Raw genomic sequence first — 13868 nt, 5'->3', positions numbered from 1 at the left:
CTGGTCACGGTGTCGCGGCGATACTGATGGATGTGGCGTGTGAACCCCTCTCTCGGATGAACAAGGGGATCGCATGTGGAGATTGGCGATCCTCGACCAATCCTCATGCTGAGCAAGCATGAGATTGAGGGCTGGGGTTGGCTGCCCAGGCGGGAGCGCTCGGACAGCGGTCACTTCGCGACTTCTTGTGCTGGGTCCCGGGTCGCATTCCGCTGACGCTGTATGCGCCCGGGACAGGGGGAGCGGAGGAGGCCGGGCGAGATGATCTTCGATCGTCGCTGGACGCGTCGGACGGTAAAGGCGATCTCCAATCACCCTGCCCTCGCCCGGAAGAGGAGCGCCCGCGAGCTATCCGGGAATCCGGCGTCAGGCCGGGCGCCTCCGCTCCCGCAGGGCCGTCAGCGTCGTCGTCGGGGTGATCGCCTCGGGATCGATCGGGCAATGCAGGATCGCCGGCAGGCCCGAGGCGCGGGCGCGGGCGAAGGCGGCCGGGAAGTCCTCGGTCCGCGTCACGCGTTCGCCATAGCCGCCGAAGGCCGTCGCGTAGGCGGCGAAATCCGGGTTGCGCAGGCTCGTGCCCGAGACGCGGCCCGGATATTCCCGCTCCTGGTGCATCCGGATCGTGCCGTACATGCCGTTGTCGACGAGGATCACCAGGATCGGCAGGCTGTACTGCACGGCGGTGGCAAAGTCCTGCCCGTTCATCAGGAAGTCGCCGTCGCCCGACACCGCCACGACAATCCGCTCCGGCAGCAGGCGCTTGGCCGCGACCGCAGCCGGGATACCGTAGCCCATCGAGCCCGAGGTCGGCGCCAGCTGCCCGTCGAAGGCCCGGAAGGGCCAGAAGCGGTGGACCCAGGTCGCGAAGTTGCCCGCCCCGTTGCACAGGATCGCGTCGGCCGGGAGCACCTCCCGCAGATGGGCCATCACGCCGCCCATCTGGAGGTCGCCCGGGGTAACGATGCGGGCGGGATCGCTCCAGGCGCGATACGCCGCATGGGCCTCCCGCGTCGCCGCCGCCCAGGGCAGGCTGGCCGGCGGCTGCACGGTCTCGATCGCCGCCGCGAAGGCGGTGGGCGCCGCATTGATCGCGAGATGCGGGCGGTAGACCCGGCCGAGCTCCTCCGGGTCCGGATGGATATGGACGAGGCGCTGCCGCGGCTCCGGAATCGCAAGCAGCGTGTAGCCCTGGGAGGGAATCTCCGAGAGGCGGCCGCCGACCAGGAGGAGGAGGTCGGATTCCTGGATGCGGGCGAGGAGCTTCGGGTTGACCCCGAGCCCGAGATCGCCCGCATAGGAGGGGTGATCGGCCGGAAACAGGCCCTGGCGGCGGAACGAGCAGGCGACCGGCAGCGCGAAGAGATCGGCGAAACGCGCGAAGCGCCGCACTGCGCCCTCGCTCCAGCGGCTGCCGCCCAGGATCGCGAAGGGCCGCTCGGCTTCGGCCAGGAGCTTCTGCAGCGCTACCATCTGGACGAGGGCCGGATGGGTCTCGACGGGCGCGAAGGGCTCGGCATCGGCGACCGAGGCGGTCGCGGTCAGCACGTCCTCGGGCAGGGCCACCACCACGGGGCCGGGCCGGCCCGCGGTGGCGACGTGGAAGGCGCGCGAGACGAGTTCGGGCAGGCGCGCGGGATCCTCGACCTCGGTCACCCACTTGGCCACCGAACCGAACACCGCCCGGTAATCGAGTTCCTGGAACGCCTCGCGCTCGCGGGCGCCCCGCTCCACCTGGCCCACGAACAGGATCAATGGCGTTGAATCCTGGCGCGCCACGTGGAGGCCGGGTGCAGCGTTCATGGCGCCGGGGCCGCGGGTGACGAAGCAGATCCCCGGCCGCCCGGTGAGCTTGCCCGCCGCCTCCGCCATCATGGCGGCGCCGCCCTCCTGGCGGCAGATTGTGAGGCGGATCTCGGCGTCGTGCAGCGCGTCGAGCACTGCGAGGTAGCTCTCGCCGGGCACGCAGAAGACGTCGCGGGCGCCATGCGCCATCAGCTGGTCGACGAGGATCTGTCCGCCGGTGCGGGCTGTCGGGTGGTCCATCATCGTCCTCCTGTGCTGCCTTCCGACGGGCTCAGCCGCCCCAGGCCGGGTCGCTCAGCACGCTCTCGGTGTGATCCCCCACCTGCGGGGAGGCGCGCTCGGCCACCATCCGCACCCCGTCGATGACGATGGGCGAGGACACGCTCGGCACGCTGCCGCCCCTGGCGCGGGGCTCCGGGAGATCGACCCGCAGGCCGCGGTGGAGCACCTGCGGATCGGAAAACACCTCCGCGAGGTCGTTGATCGGCCCGACCGGCACGTTCACGGCGGTCAGCTTCGCGAGGAGCTCGGCCTTGGGGTGGCGCTGCGTCTCGGCGGCAATGAGGGGGATGAGCACGGCCCGGTTCGTCACCCGGGCGGGGTTCGTGGCATAGGCCGGATCCCGGTGCCACGCCGTGCCGAGCACGCCGCAGAATTTTTCGAACTGCCCGTCATTGCCGCAGGCGACGATCACGTGGCCGTCCGCCGCCGGAAAAACCTGATAGGGCACGATGCTGGTGTGCTCGTTGCCCATCCGGGGCGGCAGGAGCCCCGAAACCAGGTAGACGAGGGCTTGGTTGCCGAGCACCGAGACCTGTGTGTCGAGGAGCGCCATGTCGATGTGGCACCCTTCCCCGGTGGCGTGCCGGCCCTGGAGGGCAGCGAGGATCGCCACCGTGCCGTAGACGCCCGTGAACACGTCCGCGAAGGCGACCGCGGTCTTGACCGGCTCGCCGTCGGGCTCGCCGGTGAGCGACATGATCCCGCCGAGCCCCTGGATCATGAAGTCGTAGCCGGCGCGGGGCGCGTAGGGGCCGTCCTGGCCGAAGCCCGTCACCGAGCAGGTGACGAGGCGCGGGTTGAGCGCCCGCAGGCTCTCGTGGTCGAGCCCGTATTTCTTCAGGCCGCCGACCTTGAAGTTCTCGATCATCACGTCGGCGTGGGCCGCGAGCCGGCGCACCACGGCGCGGCCCTCCTCGGTCTCGAAATCCGCCGCGACCGAGCGCTTGCCGCGATTGGTCGAATGGAAATAGGAGGCCGAGAGGGTGCCGCCCTCGGCCGCCTCCACGAAGGGCGGCCCCCAGGAGCGGGTGTCGTCCCCGATGCCGGGCCGCTCGATCTTGACGACGTCGGCTCCCAGATCCGCCAGGAGCTGGCCGATCCAGGGGCCGGCGAGGATGCGGGCGAGTTCGAGCACCTTGATGCCCGCGAGCGGCTTGTGCACGGGTGAGCCTCGTACGCGACGGGAACCGGAGTGCGTTCTAACAGCCTCGCCGCGGCGCCGACATCCCGGAAGGCGCCCTCGCGCGGAAACCCTCCCCCGCGCGGGGCCGGGATTGGCGCGGGTTCCGGTCAGGATAAGGTGGCCGGCTCCCCGCCGATCCGCCGCCCCGTCTCCCGGTCGAACAGGTGAATCTCCGCAGGGTCGAAGGCGAGGAAGACGGTCGCGCCCTCGGCGGGCTGCGGGCCGGCCGGGACCTGCACCACCAGCTCGGTGCCGGCAAGCGATCCGTGCAGCAGCCGCGTGGCGCCGAGCTCCTCCGCGAAGGCGACCGTGAAGGGCAGGCCCGCGGGGGCGAGCCGCAGCGCCTCGGGCCGCAGGCCCAGCTCGACCGCGGTGCCGGGCGCGAGGCCGGGGAGCGCCGCCGGATAGGTCTGCCCGGCGAGCCGCACGCCATCGGCCACCACCTCCGCCGGCAGGATGTTCATGGGCGGGGCGCCGATGAAGGTCGCGACGTAGCGGGATGCCGGGCGGCGGTAGATCTCGATCGGCGTGCCGACCTGCTCGATGAGGCCCCCGTTCATCACCACGAGCCGGTCGGCCATGGTCATGGCCTCGACCTGGTCGTGGGTGACGTAGACCGTCGTCACGCCGAGCTGGCGCTGGAGGCGGCGGATCTCCACGCGCATCTGCACGCGCAGCTTGGCGTCGAGGTTCGAGAGCGGCTCGTCGAACAGAAACACCTGGGGCTTGCGCACGATCGCCCGCCCCATGGCGACGCGCTGGCGCTGGCCGCCCGAGAGCTGGCGCGGGTAGCGGTCGAGGAAGGTGTCGAGGCCGAGCATGCGGGCGGCCTCGCGCACCCGCATCTCGATCTCGGCCTTCGGCGTGCCGCGGTTGCGCAACCCGTAGGCGAGATTGTCGTAGACGCGCATATGCGGATAGAGCGCGTAGTTCTGGAACACCATGGCGATGTCGCGCTCGGCCGGCTCGACCGCGTTGACCACCCGCTCGCCGATCGCGATGGCGCCCGAGGTGATGGTTTCGAGCCCCGCGATCATCCGCAGCACCGTGGACTTGCCGCAGCCCGAGGGGCCGACGAGGACGCAGAAGGCGCCGTCCGGCACTTCCAGGGACACGCCGCGCACGGCCGCGATGCCGCCCGCATAGGTCTTGCCCACCTGATCGAGGACGAGGCGCGCCATCGGGATTCCTGCTGGTGCCTATTTCTCGGTCTCGACGAGACCGCGCACGAAGAGCCTCTGCATCGCCACCACCACGAAGACCGGCGGCAGCATGGCGAGCATCGCGGTCGCCATCACCACCTGCCATTCGGTGAGCTGATCGGTGATCGTCGTCATCTTGCGAAGCCCGATCACCACGGTCTGCATGTCGTCCCGGGTCGTGACCAAGATGGGCCAGAGGTACTGGTTCCAGCCGTAAATGAACAGGATGACGAACAGGGCCGCGGTGGTGGTGCGCGAGAGGGGCAAGAGGGTGTCGAAGAAGAACCGCACCGGCCCCGCCCCGTCGATGCGCGAGGCCTCGACGAGCTCGTTCGGCACCGTGAGGAAGAACTGGCGGTAGAGGAGCGTCGCGGTGGCCGATGCGATCAGCGGCAGGGCGAGGCCCGCATAGGAATCGAGGAGGTGCAGGTCCGCCGCGACCTTGTAGGTCGGGTAGATGCGGACCTCGACGGGCAGCATCAGGGTGACGAAGATGACCCAGAAGGCCGCCTGCCGGAGCGGGAAGCGGAAATAGATCAGCGCATAGGCCGAGAGGAGCGAGATCGCGATCTTGCCGGCCGCGATGGCCAGCGCGGTGATCAGGCTGTTGAGGAGCATGGTCGCGACCGGCGCGCCCGCGAGCCCGGATTCGGTCAGCGCGCGGCGGTAATTCTCGAGCGCGTGCATGCCCGGCCAGAGCGGCATCTGGCCATTCGCCACGGTGGCGCCGTCATGGGTCGAGGCGATGAGGGCGAGATAGACCGGGAAGGCCACGACCCCGACCCCGATCCAGAGGACGAGGTGGGGGATCAGGTTGCCGAAGCGGCGGTTCTCGACCATCGCCCCGGCCCCCGCTCTAAAGACCGCTCTGGGCGGCGAGCGCGTTCAGGTCGGTCTGCGGCCGGGCCCCGATATGCTGGATCACTTCGGCGGCCGCGATGGCGCCGAGCCGCGCGCAATCCCCATGGTCGAGGTTGCGCGCGAGGCCCGCGAGGAAGCCCGCGGCGAAAAGGTCGCCGGCGCCGGTCGTGTCCACCAATTCGCGGATGGGCGAGGCCGGCACGGCGCGGGTCTCGGCCCGCGTGACCACCAGCGCCCCTTCGGCCGAGCAGGTGACGACGCCGAGCAGCCCCTCCTCGGCGCGCAGCGCTTCGAGCGCCGTCGCGGCATCCGCGGTCTGGTAGAGGCTCTTCAACTCGTGGATGTTGGCGAACAGGATGTCGAGGCTGCCGTCGCGGATCAGCCCCAGGAACTCGTCGCGGTAGCGGTCGACGCAAAACGGATCCGACAGGGTGAGCGCGACCTGGTTGCCGGCCTGGTGAGCGAGCCGCGCCGCCTTGCGGAAGGCGTCCTTGGCGGCCGGCGGGTCCCACAGATAGCCTTCGAGATAGACGAAGCGGGCGCTGGCCGCGGTCGCCTCGTCCACATCCGCGGCCGTGAGGCCCTGGCAGGCGCCCAGATAGGTGTTCATGGTGCGCTCGCCGTCCGGCGTCACCAGGATGAAGCAGCGGGCCGTGGCCGGTCCCTCGGTGGCGGGCGCGACCCCGAACTGCACGCCCGTCGCGGTGAGATCGTGACGGAAGAGCCGGCCGAGCTCGTCGTCCCGCACCTTGCCGATGAAGCCCGTCTTCGCCCCGAGCTGCGCCGCGCCGACCGCCGTGTTCGCCCCCGAGCCGCCCGACACGATGGTGGCCGGGCCCATCACGGCGAACAGGTGCTCGGCCCGCGCCTCGTCGATCAGTTGCATCGCGCCCTTGTGGACGGCCTCGCGGACCAGGAAGGCCTCGTCGGTGCGCGCGAGGATGTCCACGATCGCGTTGCCGAGGACGAGCAGGTCGAGAGGAGCGGTCATGCGGCGATCCGGGCGAGAGTTTCGGCCCGCGCCTCTCGCATCCGGGGCGGGCAGGGTCAAGCAGCAGCGGCAGCGGACGGCGCCGGGCCAGGATCCCGCCGGCCGTCCCTAGCGGGGGCCGCCCTCCTCGACATAGCCGCCCTATTGCAGGGACTTCATCTCGCAATTGGCGTAGGCGACGCTTGCATCCACGTAGGCTTTGAGCTTGCCCGCATAGGCCTCCGCGCCCGCCCGGTAGGCCGGAAGCTTGGCGTTGTAGGCCTTCACCGCGTCGTTGAACGTGTAGGCCTCGAAGCCGGGGCAGCCGCCCTTGGCGTCGAGGCAGGCGGGTTTCTCAGGCAGCGCCGGCTTCACGGGCTTCTCGCTCACCGGAGGCGGCGTCGGGACCGTGCAGGCGGCGCGGGCCGGGCCGGCCGCGGCAAGCGCGACCAGGAGGACGAATCGCCGGGCATCGAACAGGCGCAAGGGGCATCTCCTCGCAAGGCGGGCCGGGGCGGCTTCACGCCATCGTGTGGATTCGGGTCGCGGCACGACCGTAACCCGGCCCCTATCTGCGACGAAGCAGCTCCCGTCATCCCTCGCGAAGACCCGTGGTTCCGCTCCGATATGCTCGCCCTCCCCTGGCTCGACCGCGCCGGCCGCCTGTCCTGGCTCAAGCTCGCCACCTTCCTGGCGGCGCTTGGCCCCGGTCTCGTCTATGCAGGCGCCTACGGGCTCGACCGGCTCGGCGCCAAGCCGCTGACCGCCTTCCTGCATGCGATGGGCGACTGGACGATCTACTTCCTGATCGCCTCGCTCGCCGTCACGCCGATGCGGCGCATCGCCGACTGGCCGAGGCTGATCCTGGTGCGGCGGATGCTCGGCCTCACGGCCCTCGCCTATGCGGTGATCCACCTCGTCCTCTACGCCGCCGACCTGAAGTTCGATCTCATACGCGTCGCCACCGAGATCGCGGTCAGGGTCTACCTGACGATCGGCTTTACTGCCCTCGTCGGGCTTTCGGTGCTCGGGGCCACCTCGACGGACCGCATGATCCGCCGCCTGGGGCCGACCTGGACCCGGCTGCACCGCCTCGTCTACGGCATCGCCGGGCTCACCCTGCTTCACTATTTCCTGCAGTCGAAGATCGACGTCTCGAAGCCGGTGTTCTGGAGCGGATTGTTCCTCGCCCTGATGGGCTGGCGCCTGATGCACCACCTGAAGGTCGCGACGAACCCGCTCTCGCTCGCGGGCCTCGCGGCGGCGTCGGGCCTCGCCACCGCGGCGCTGGAGGCGGCATGGTACGCGCTCGCGACCGGTATCCCGGCGCGTGCCGTGCTGGCGGCGAATCTCGACTTCTCCTACGACCTGCGCCCCGCCTGGTGGGTGTTCGGCATGGTCGCCCTGACGGTTCCGCTCAACCTGCTGCGCGCTCGCCGCACGAACCTGCCTGCCGCGCGCCGGCCCGCCGGCCCGGGGTCGCTGCGGCCCTCGGCCGTGTCCGAGTGAGAGCGGCGGCCCGATGCGTCGGCATCGTGGGCGTCGATATTCAGGCGCTCGTCCGCGGCCGGTCGCTGCGGCGCAGGAAACCGGGGACGAACCCGCAATGATCCCCGATCGTCGCAGGGGTGTCGCGCTCGATCACCTCGATGGCGTAAGTCCAGAGCCGCCAGGGCGCGGCCAGCGGCAGGAATTCGGCCTCGTCGAACGTCCAGGCCGGCATGCCGCTCTGTTCGATCAGCAGACGGAAAGGTACTGTGCCCGCCGGGCCGAACAATACGACGGACAGGATGTTACGTCCGAGATGCAGCCAATGTGTTACGTCGAAAGTAAATCCATCTTCACTGAACGGAAATTCCACAAGAGCAGGCTGTGTAACGGCGTAAGTGTTGAGGCTGACGACTGCGCGATTGCCTGCACCGGACAGGGTCAGATGCAGCGTGTCTCCGGTGCGCAGCCGCATGTGGTCCTCGATCAGCCGGTCAAAGCATAGCTCTCATCTGCAATGCTTGCTGCTTCGCGGGTCCGTTGCAAGATGAACAATGTGTGAACATGACGTTTACGAATGTTTTGCAATTTTTGGTTGTCGATTCTTCAAATCCATTCAGCAATTGGCGAAGCTTATTATTTCTAATGCAATCGCATTTGGCGCGATCCGACAGATTCGGTTGAGTTCACGCGGGTGCGACGAGGCTATATCGCAGGGCCCGCGGACATCCCGATGGTGCCGTTTTGCCTGGGACGGGGGTGCCCGGTGCGATCCGATTCGCGAGCGCGGCGGCGGATGACAGCGCCGGCCCAGGCGGGACGGGTCCTACCGTTGCGTCGGCCCTCCGGCTCGTCGCCGGCCGGGGCCGGCCCGGGCGGACCGGGTCGGCCGGCGCTGCAATCGCCCAAAGCGCGGCTCGATTCTTGCCCGCAACCGCCCTATAAGCGCGGCTCCATCACCCCAGGGCCCCACCCGAGAGCCTTCAGGAGAGGTGTGCAGGAGAGACCAATGAGCGAGCGCTGGACCCCTTCGAGCTGGCGGCGGCTGCCGATCCAGCAGGTGCCCGAATATCCGGATGCGGTGGCGCTGGAGGCGGTCGAACGTCAGCTCGAGAGCTTTCCGCCCCTCGTTTTTGCCGGTGAGGCCCGCAAGCTGAAGAAGAGCCTCGCCAAGGTGGCGGCGGGCGAGGCCTTCCTGCTCCAGGGCGGCGACTGCGCCGAGAGCTTCGACGAGCATTCGGCCGACAACATCCGCGACTTCTTCCGCGTCTTCCTGCAGATGGCGCTGGTGCTCACCTTCGCGGGCGGCTCGCCCGTGGTGAAGGTCGGGCGCATCGCGGGCCAGTTCGCCAAGCCCCGCTCCTCGCCGACCGAGACCGTGAACGGCGTCGCCCTGCCGAGCTACCGGGGTGACATCGTCAACGGCATCGGCTTCTCGGCGGAGGACCGGATCCCGGATCCGAAGCGGCAGCTCGAGGCCTACCGGCAATCGGCCGCGACGCTGAACCTGCTGCGCGCCTTCGCGAGCGGCGGCTATGCCAACCTGGAGAACGCCCATCGGTGGATGCTGGGCTTCGTCAAGGACTCGCCCCAATCCTCGGCCTACGAGGATCTGGCCCAGCGCATGACCGAGACCCTCGACTTCATGCGGGCGATCGGCATCAACCCGGAGACGCACCAGGAGGTGCGCCAGACCGATTTCTACACGAGCCACGAGGCGCTGCTGCTCGGCTACGAGCAGGCGCTCACCCGGGTCGATTCGACGAGCGGCGACTGGTACGCCACCTCGGGCCACATGCTGTGGATCGGCGACCGCACGCGGCAGGCGGACCACGCCCATATCGAATACGCGCGGGGCATCCGGAACCCGATCGGCCTCAAATGCGGGCCGTCGCTGCAGCCGGACGACCTGATCCGGCTGATCGGGCTCCTCAACCCGGAGAACGAGCCGGGGCGCCTCACCCTCATCTGCCGCTTCGGCGCCGACAAGGTGGGCGACCACCTGCCGGGGCTGATCCGGGCGGTGGAGCGCGAGGGCCGCAAGGTGGTGTGGTCGTGCGACCCGATGCACGGCAACACCATCACGGCGAGCGGCTACAAGACCCGGCCCTTCGAGCGGGTGATGAAGGAGATCCAGGGCTTCTTCGACGTCCACCGGGCGGAGGGCACCTATGCGGGCGGCATCCACCTGGAGATGACGGGCAAGAACGTCACGGAATGCACGGGCGGCGCGCGGGCGCTGACCGCCGAGGATCTGCAGGACCGCTATCACACCTACTGCGATCCGCGCCTCAACGCCGAGCAGGCGCTGGAGGTGGCTTTCCTGACCGCCGATCTCGTCAAGCGCGAGTGCAGGGAGCGGGAGCGGCCGCGGATCGAGGCCGCCGAATAGGCGATCTCGCCGGGGCGCGCTTCATCGGGCCGGGACCTTGCTCCCGGCCCTTTTTCATGCCCCGGTCGCCGCCCGGATCCTCAGTGCAGATAGCCGAGGAAAAACAGAATCAGGATGATCGGCAGCGGAATTCCGATCAGCCACAGGAGCCCACCTTTCAGCATCTTCGTCTTCTCCGTTCCAGGGTCGAGATTGCGGGAGGAACGGCGAGCGGAGACTGGAGTTCCACAGGCAGTGCGGGGCCCTCGGCGGGCGAGGCCCGGTGCGCTCAATCCCCCTCGGGGCGGAAGACGTAGCCGAGGCCGCGCACGGTCTTGATGAAGCGCGGATTGGCCGGATCGGGCTCGATCTTCTTGCGGATCCGGTTGATCCGCACGTCGATCGCCCGGTCGAAGGCGTCCGGATCGCGGGCATCCGCGAGGTCGAGGAGCCGCTCGCGGCTCATCACCCGCTTCGGGTTGTCGAGGAAGGCCTTGAGCAGGGCGAATTCCGAGCGGGTCAGGATCTGCTCGGCGCCGCTCTCGTCGCGCAGGCGCAGCGTCTCGATGTCCACGATCATGCGGCCGAACCGCACCCCGCCGGTCTCGCGGCGCTCGGGCGGCTCCGGCGGGCGCGCCTGCGCGGCGCGGCGCAGCACGGAGCGCACCCGCGCCACGAGTTCCCGCAGCTCGCAGGGCTTGGGCAGGTAGTCGTCGGCGCCGAGTTCGAGCCCGACAACCCGGTCGATGGGGCTCGCGGTGGCCGTGAGCATGATGATCGGCACGCTGCTGCGCGCCTTGAGGTCCCGCACGATCGAGAGGCCGTCCTCGTCCGGCATGTTGAGGTCGAGCACGATGAGATCGGGCATGCGCAGGGCGAGCAGGCGCCTCAGGGAGGCGCCGCCGTCGCACAGCTCCACCTCGAAGCCGTGCATGCGCAGATAGTCGCCCACCATGGCGCGGGCATCCGGCTCGTCGTCGACGACGAAGATACGCTGCGTTCCCGCAGCGCTGCGTGCCGAGGCACTCACGGCCAGGACCCCGGCGGGATGCGACGCGACTGGGCGAGGGAAGCGGTTCGGATCGGCACCGACGGACACGTACAGACATGGAGGACAGCGCGCCACAATGGCGCCGAACCGGGCCCGCGTCCATGCCGGCGCCGCGCCCGACCGGAGCGGCGCACCGGATTCGCCCGGATCGGCTTGGCCGACGGGCGGCGCGCCGCTTCGGCAGCGATGGGTCGCAGGGGCCGGCCGGACAAAAGCGGCGCCCGTACCCGAAGCCGGCTCAGGCCAGGCGCCGCCGCAGCGTCGCGGCAAGCCGTTCGGCGATCCGCTCGCGGGCGCGCCGCGGCAGCGCCCCGGGCGCCTCGTCCTCGATCAGCGCGGCGATCTCACCGCGGGTCGGTTCCACGGGCCGCGAATCCTGCAACAGGCTGCGCAGCGCCTCCAGATCCTCGCGCCACGGTTCCGGGCGCCGGAATTCCTCGCGCAGCGGTGAGGCGTCGTCCTGAGCCGGGGTGCGCCGTGCGTCGAGACCTGACTGGGTCGTGCAGAGCATGGCCGATCTCCCCTGATTCGCCCGCCGCGCCGCGGCTGAGGGGCCGCGTTCTAGGGCGGGACTGTTGCGCGCGGATTGCGTCCCGGATCGCCCGGCTCTGCTGTGCTGTGCCACACATCCCGCGCCGGCCCGTGCGGATGCGCCGCAGCACCTCCACGATACGACTTTGCAGGACGGATCAGGCCGCACATCCCCGGGGCATCATCCGTGCCGGACGCCCGGAAAAGCTTGTTCCCCGCCGCCCGCCCGGTCAGGATGCCGGCCGCGCGACTTGAGAATGATGCGAACAGGCGGTCGATGAGCGACGACGACATCTTGATCCTGGCGCCGGACGACGAGGCGGCGTCGGGCGAGGCCGCGTCCGTCACCTGGCCGGTGGTGGTGGTGGACGACGATCCCGCGGTGCACGAGGGCACCCGCTTCGCGCTCGCGGGCTACGCCCTCGACGGGGCGAGGCTCGACATCCTCTCGGCCCACTCGGCCGCGGAGGCGCGCGCGCTCCTCTCCGCGCGCCCGGGCGAGGTGGCGGTGATCCTGCTCGACGTGGTGATGGAAACCGAGGATGCGGGCCTGCGGCTCGTCGACTTCATCCGCCGCGAGCTGCGCGACGAGACCGTCCGCATCATCCTGCGCACGGGGCAACCGGGCCAGGCGCCGGAGCGCCGGGTCATCGTCGACTACGACATCAACGACTACAAGGCGAAGACCGAACTCACCGCCGACAAGCTCTTCACCAGCCTGACGGCGGCCCTGCGGGCCTACCAGCAGCTCAAGCGCCTGGAGGAAACCCGGCGGGGCCTGGAGATCATCATCGACGCCGCGCCGATGCTCCTCGACTACAAGTCGATGCAGCGGCTGGCCGAGGGCGTGCTGACCCAGGTGGCCTCGCTGCTCAACGTCGCCTGCGAGGGCATCCTGGTCCTGCGGGAGAAGACCGGGCCGGACGAGAGCCTCTGCGTCCTGGCGGGGTCCGGCTGCTACCAGCACCTCGTCGCGCCCGGCGCCGCCCTGCCCCTCGACGGGGACGTGCAGGCCATCGTGGCCCGCGCCTTCGCGGAGCGGCGCCACACCTTCGGCGACCACTGGTCCACCCTCTATGTGCACACGGCGAGCGGCAGCGAGATCGTTGCGCTGCTCAAGGCCGACCGCTCGCTCTCGGAGACCGACCGGGCGCTGATCGCGCTCTTCACCTCGCGGCTGTCGATCGCCTTCGACAACGTGATCCTCTACGAGCAGTTGCAGCGGGCCAATGTCAGCCTGGAGCAGCGGGTGGTGGAGCGCACCGCCGAGCTGATGCGGGCGAACCGCCGCCTCGCCATGCAGCGCTCGGACCTGCGCCGGGCCAACCAGCTCAAGACCGAGATCCTCGGCACGGTTGCCCACGATCTCAAGAACCCGCTCGCCGTCATCCTCGGCCGGGCCGAGATGCTCGGCGACCTCATCGGCACCCTGCCTCAGCCCGTCGAGGCGATGCGCGCGCAGGTCGGCCATATCCGCGATTCGGCCCGCCGCCTCACCGGCATGATCGAGAGCCTGATCGCGGACGCGATGAACGACGCCCTCGACATCACCCTGCGGCGCGAGCCGGTGGATTTCGCCGCCCTCGCCCGCGAGGTGTCCCAGGCCAACGCGCCGCTCGCCGAGACCAAGGACCAGCGGCTGCGCTCGGCGATCCCCGAGAGCCTCTTCATCTGCGGCGACGGCGAGCGCCTGCGCGAGGCGATGGACAACCTGATCTCGAACGCGATCAAGTACAGCCCGGTCGGAGCCGAGATCGTGGTCACGGTCGGGCGCGAGGGTGAGGATATCGTCTACGCGGTGCGCGATTTCGGGCCCGGCCTGTCGCCCGAGGATACGGCCCGGCTCTTCGGCCGCTTCCAGCGGCTCTCGGCCAAGCCCACCGGCGGCGAGGGTTCGACCGGCCTCGGGCTGTCGATCGTCAAGCGCATCGCCGAGCTGCATGGCGGCCGCGCGACCGCCGAGAGCAACGCGCCCGAGCCCGGCTCCACCTTCGCGATCCGTCTGCCCGGCATCGCCGTGGAGGTGACCTGACGGCGTGCGAGCCGCATGCCGTGCGGCCCGCACGCAATCTGGCCGCAAATGCCAGGCTAAGTTCCTCGCTTCAGCAAAGCCGGCCGAATCGGGG

At 69.9% G+C, this 13868-nt stretch carries 12 protein-coding genes; 3 read left to right on the top strand and 9 right to left on the bottom strand.

Features of this window, described 5'->3' with window-relative positions; translation table 11 throughout:
- Positions 1-366: 366 nt before the first annotated feature.
- The 6 genes from MNOD_RS06110 to MNOD_RS06085 all read right to left on the bottom strand — a co-directional run bounded on the left by MNOD_RS06110 (position 367) and on the right by MNOD_RS06085 (position 6787).
- A complete protein-coding gene (locus MNOD_RS06110) occupies positions 367-2046 on the bottom strand; it encodes a thiamine pyrophosphate-binding protein (protein WP_043748183.1) in 1680 nt (559 codons plus the stop codon).
- Positions 2047-2074: 28 nt separating this feature from the next.
- Positions 2075-3247: a CaiB/BaiF CoA transferase family protein gene (locus MNOD_RS06105; protein WP_015927960.1), complete on the bottom strand. Its 1173-nt coding sequence runs from the start codon at positions 3245-3247 to the stop codon at positions 2075-2077.
- 128 nt (positions 3248-3375) lie between these two features.
- A complete protein-coding gene (locus MNOD_RS06100) occupies positions 3376-4449 on the bottom strand; it encodes an ABC transporter ATP-binding protein (protein ID WP_015927959.1) in 1074 nt (357 codons plus the stop codon).
- Between the two features lie 18 nt (positions 4450-4467).
- Positions 4468-5310: a sn-glycerol-3-phosphate ABC transporter permease UgpE gene (gene ugpE / locus MNOD_RS06095; protein WP_015927958.1), complete on the bottom strand. Its 843-nt coding sequence runs from the start codon at positions 5308-5310 to the stop codon at positions 4468-4470.
- Positions 5311-5326: 16 nt separating this feature from the next.
- A complete protein-coding gene (locus tag MNOD_RS06090; protein WP_015927957.1) occupies positions 5327-6322 on the bottom strand; it encodes an adenosine kinase in 996 nt (331 codons plus the stop codon).
- Positions 6323-6463: 141 nt separating this feature from the next.
- Positions 6464-6787 carry a hypothetical protein gene (locus MNOD_RS06085; RefSeq protein ID WP_015927956.1) on the bottom strand — a complete coding sequence of 108 codons (324 nt, stop codon included), beginning with the start codon at positions 6785-6787 and terminating at the stop codon, positions 6464-6466.
- Positions 6788-6928: 141 nt separating this feature from the next.
- Between MNOD_RS06085 and MNOD_RS06080 the strand changes: the two genes are divergently transcribed.
- A complete protein-coding gene (locus MNOD_RS06080) occupies positions 6929-7810 on the top strand; it encodes a protein-methionine-sulfoxide reductase heme-binding subunit MsrQ (protein ID WP_015927955.1) in 882 nt (293 codons plus the stop codon).
- A 40-nt stretch (positions 7811-7850) separates the two neighbouring features.
- Here MNOD_RS06080 and MNOD_RS06075 read toward each other — a convergent pair whose 3' ends face one another.
- The gene (locus MNOD_RS06075) at positions 7851-8264 is read right to left on the bottom strand and encodes a hypothetical protein (protein WP_015927954.1); all 414 of its coding nucleotides are present in this window, start codon (positions 8262-8264) and stop codon (positions 7851-7853) included.
- Between the two features lie 534 nt (positions 8265-8798).
- Between MNOD_RS06075 and MNOD_RS06070 the strand changes: the two genes are divergently transcribed.
- Positions 8799-10181, top strand: a complete 1383-nt coding sequence (locus MNOD_RS06070; protein WP_015927953.1) for a class II 3-deoxy-7-phosphoheptulonate synthase — start codon at positions 8799-8801, stop codon at positions 10179-10181.
- Positions 10182-10449: 268 nt separating this feature from the next.
- Here MNOD_RS06070 and MNOD_RS06065 read toward each other — a convergent pair whose 3' ends face one another.
- Together MNOD_RS06065 and MNOD_RS06060 are read right to left on the bottom strand one after the other, a co-directional pair.
- Positions 10450-11115, bottom strand: coding sequence for a winged helix-turn-helix domain-containing protein (locus MNOD_RS06065; protein ID WP_050783291.1), 666 nt, complete (start codon positions 11113-11115; stop codon positions 10450-10452).
- 334 nt (positions 11116-11449) lie between these two features.
- Positions 11450-11722, bottom strand: a complete 273-nt coding sequence (locus tag MNOD_RS06060) for a hypothetical protein (RefSeq protein ID WP_015927951.1) — start codon at positions 11720-11722, stop codon at positions 11450-11452.
- Positions 11723-12019: 297 nt separating this feature from the next.
- On the opposite strand from MNOD_RS06060, the gene MNOD_RS06055 reads away from it, so the two are divergent.
- Positions 12020-13774 (top strand): ATP-binding response regulator, encoded by a 1755-nt coding sequence (locus tag MNOD_RS06055; RefSeq protein ID WP_015927950.1) that lies wholly within the window; start codon positions 12020-12022, stop codon positions 13772-13774.
- Positions 13775-13868 lie beyond the last annotated feature (94 nt).

The organism is Methylobacterium nodulans ORS 2060 (assembly GCF_000022085.1).
GTDB lineage: Bacteria > Pseudomonadota > Alphaproteobacteria > Rhizobiales > Beijerinckiaceae > Methylobacterium > Methylobacterium nodulans.
Note: the sequence above shows the minus strand (reverse complement) of the source record. Positions and strands in the feature narration are given on the sequence as shown.

Bases quoted from the DNA above. Each gene is read 5' to 3' on its own strand.
- MNOD_RS06075 (WP_015927954.1), bottom strand. From the start codon at position 8,264: ATGCGGCTGCGCACCGGAGACACGCTGCATCTGACCCTGTCCGGTGCA.
- MNOD_RS06055 (WP_015927950.1), top strand. From the start codon at position 12,020: ATGAGCGACGACGACATCTTGATCCTGGCGCCGGACGACGAGGCGGCG.
- MNOD_RS06090 (WP_015927957.1), bottom strand. From the start codon at position 6,322: ATGACCGCTCCTCTCGACCTGCTCGTCCTCGGCAACGCGATCGTGGAC.
- MNOD_RS06110 (WP_043748183.1), bottom strand. From the start codon at position 2,046: ATGATGGACCACCCGACAGCCCGCACCGGCGGACAGATCCTCGTCGAC.
- MNOD_RS06100 (WP_015927959.1), bottom strand. From the start codon at position 4,449: ATGGCGCGCCTCGTCCTCGATCAGGTGGGCAAGACCTATGCGGGCGGC.
- MNOD_RS06060 (WP_015927951.1), bottom strand. From the start codon at position 11,722: ATGCTCTGCACGACCCAGTCAGGTCTCGACGCACGGCGCACCCCGGCT.
- MNOD_RS06070 (WP_015927953.1), top strand. From the start codon at position 8,799: ATGAGCGAGCGCTGGACCCCTTCGAGCTGGCGGCGGCTGCCGATCCAG.
- MNOD_RS06065 (WP_050783291.1), bottom strand. From the start codon at position 11,115: ATGGTGGGCGACTATCTGCGCATGCACGGCTTCGAGGTGGAGCTGTGC.
- MNOD_RS06080 (WP_015927955.1), top strand. From the start codon at position 6,929: ATGCTCGCCCTCCCCTGGCTCGACCGCGCCGGCCGCCTGTCCTGGCTC.
- ugpE (WP_015927958.1), bottom strand. From the start codon at position 5,310: ATGGTCGAGAACCGCCGCTTCGGCAACCTGATCCCCCACCTCGTCCTC.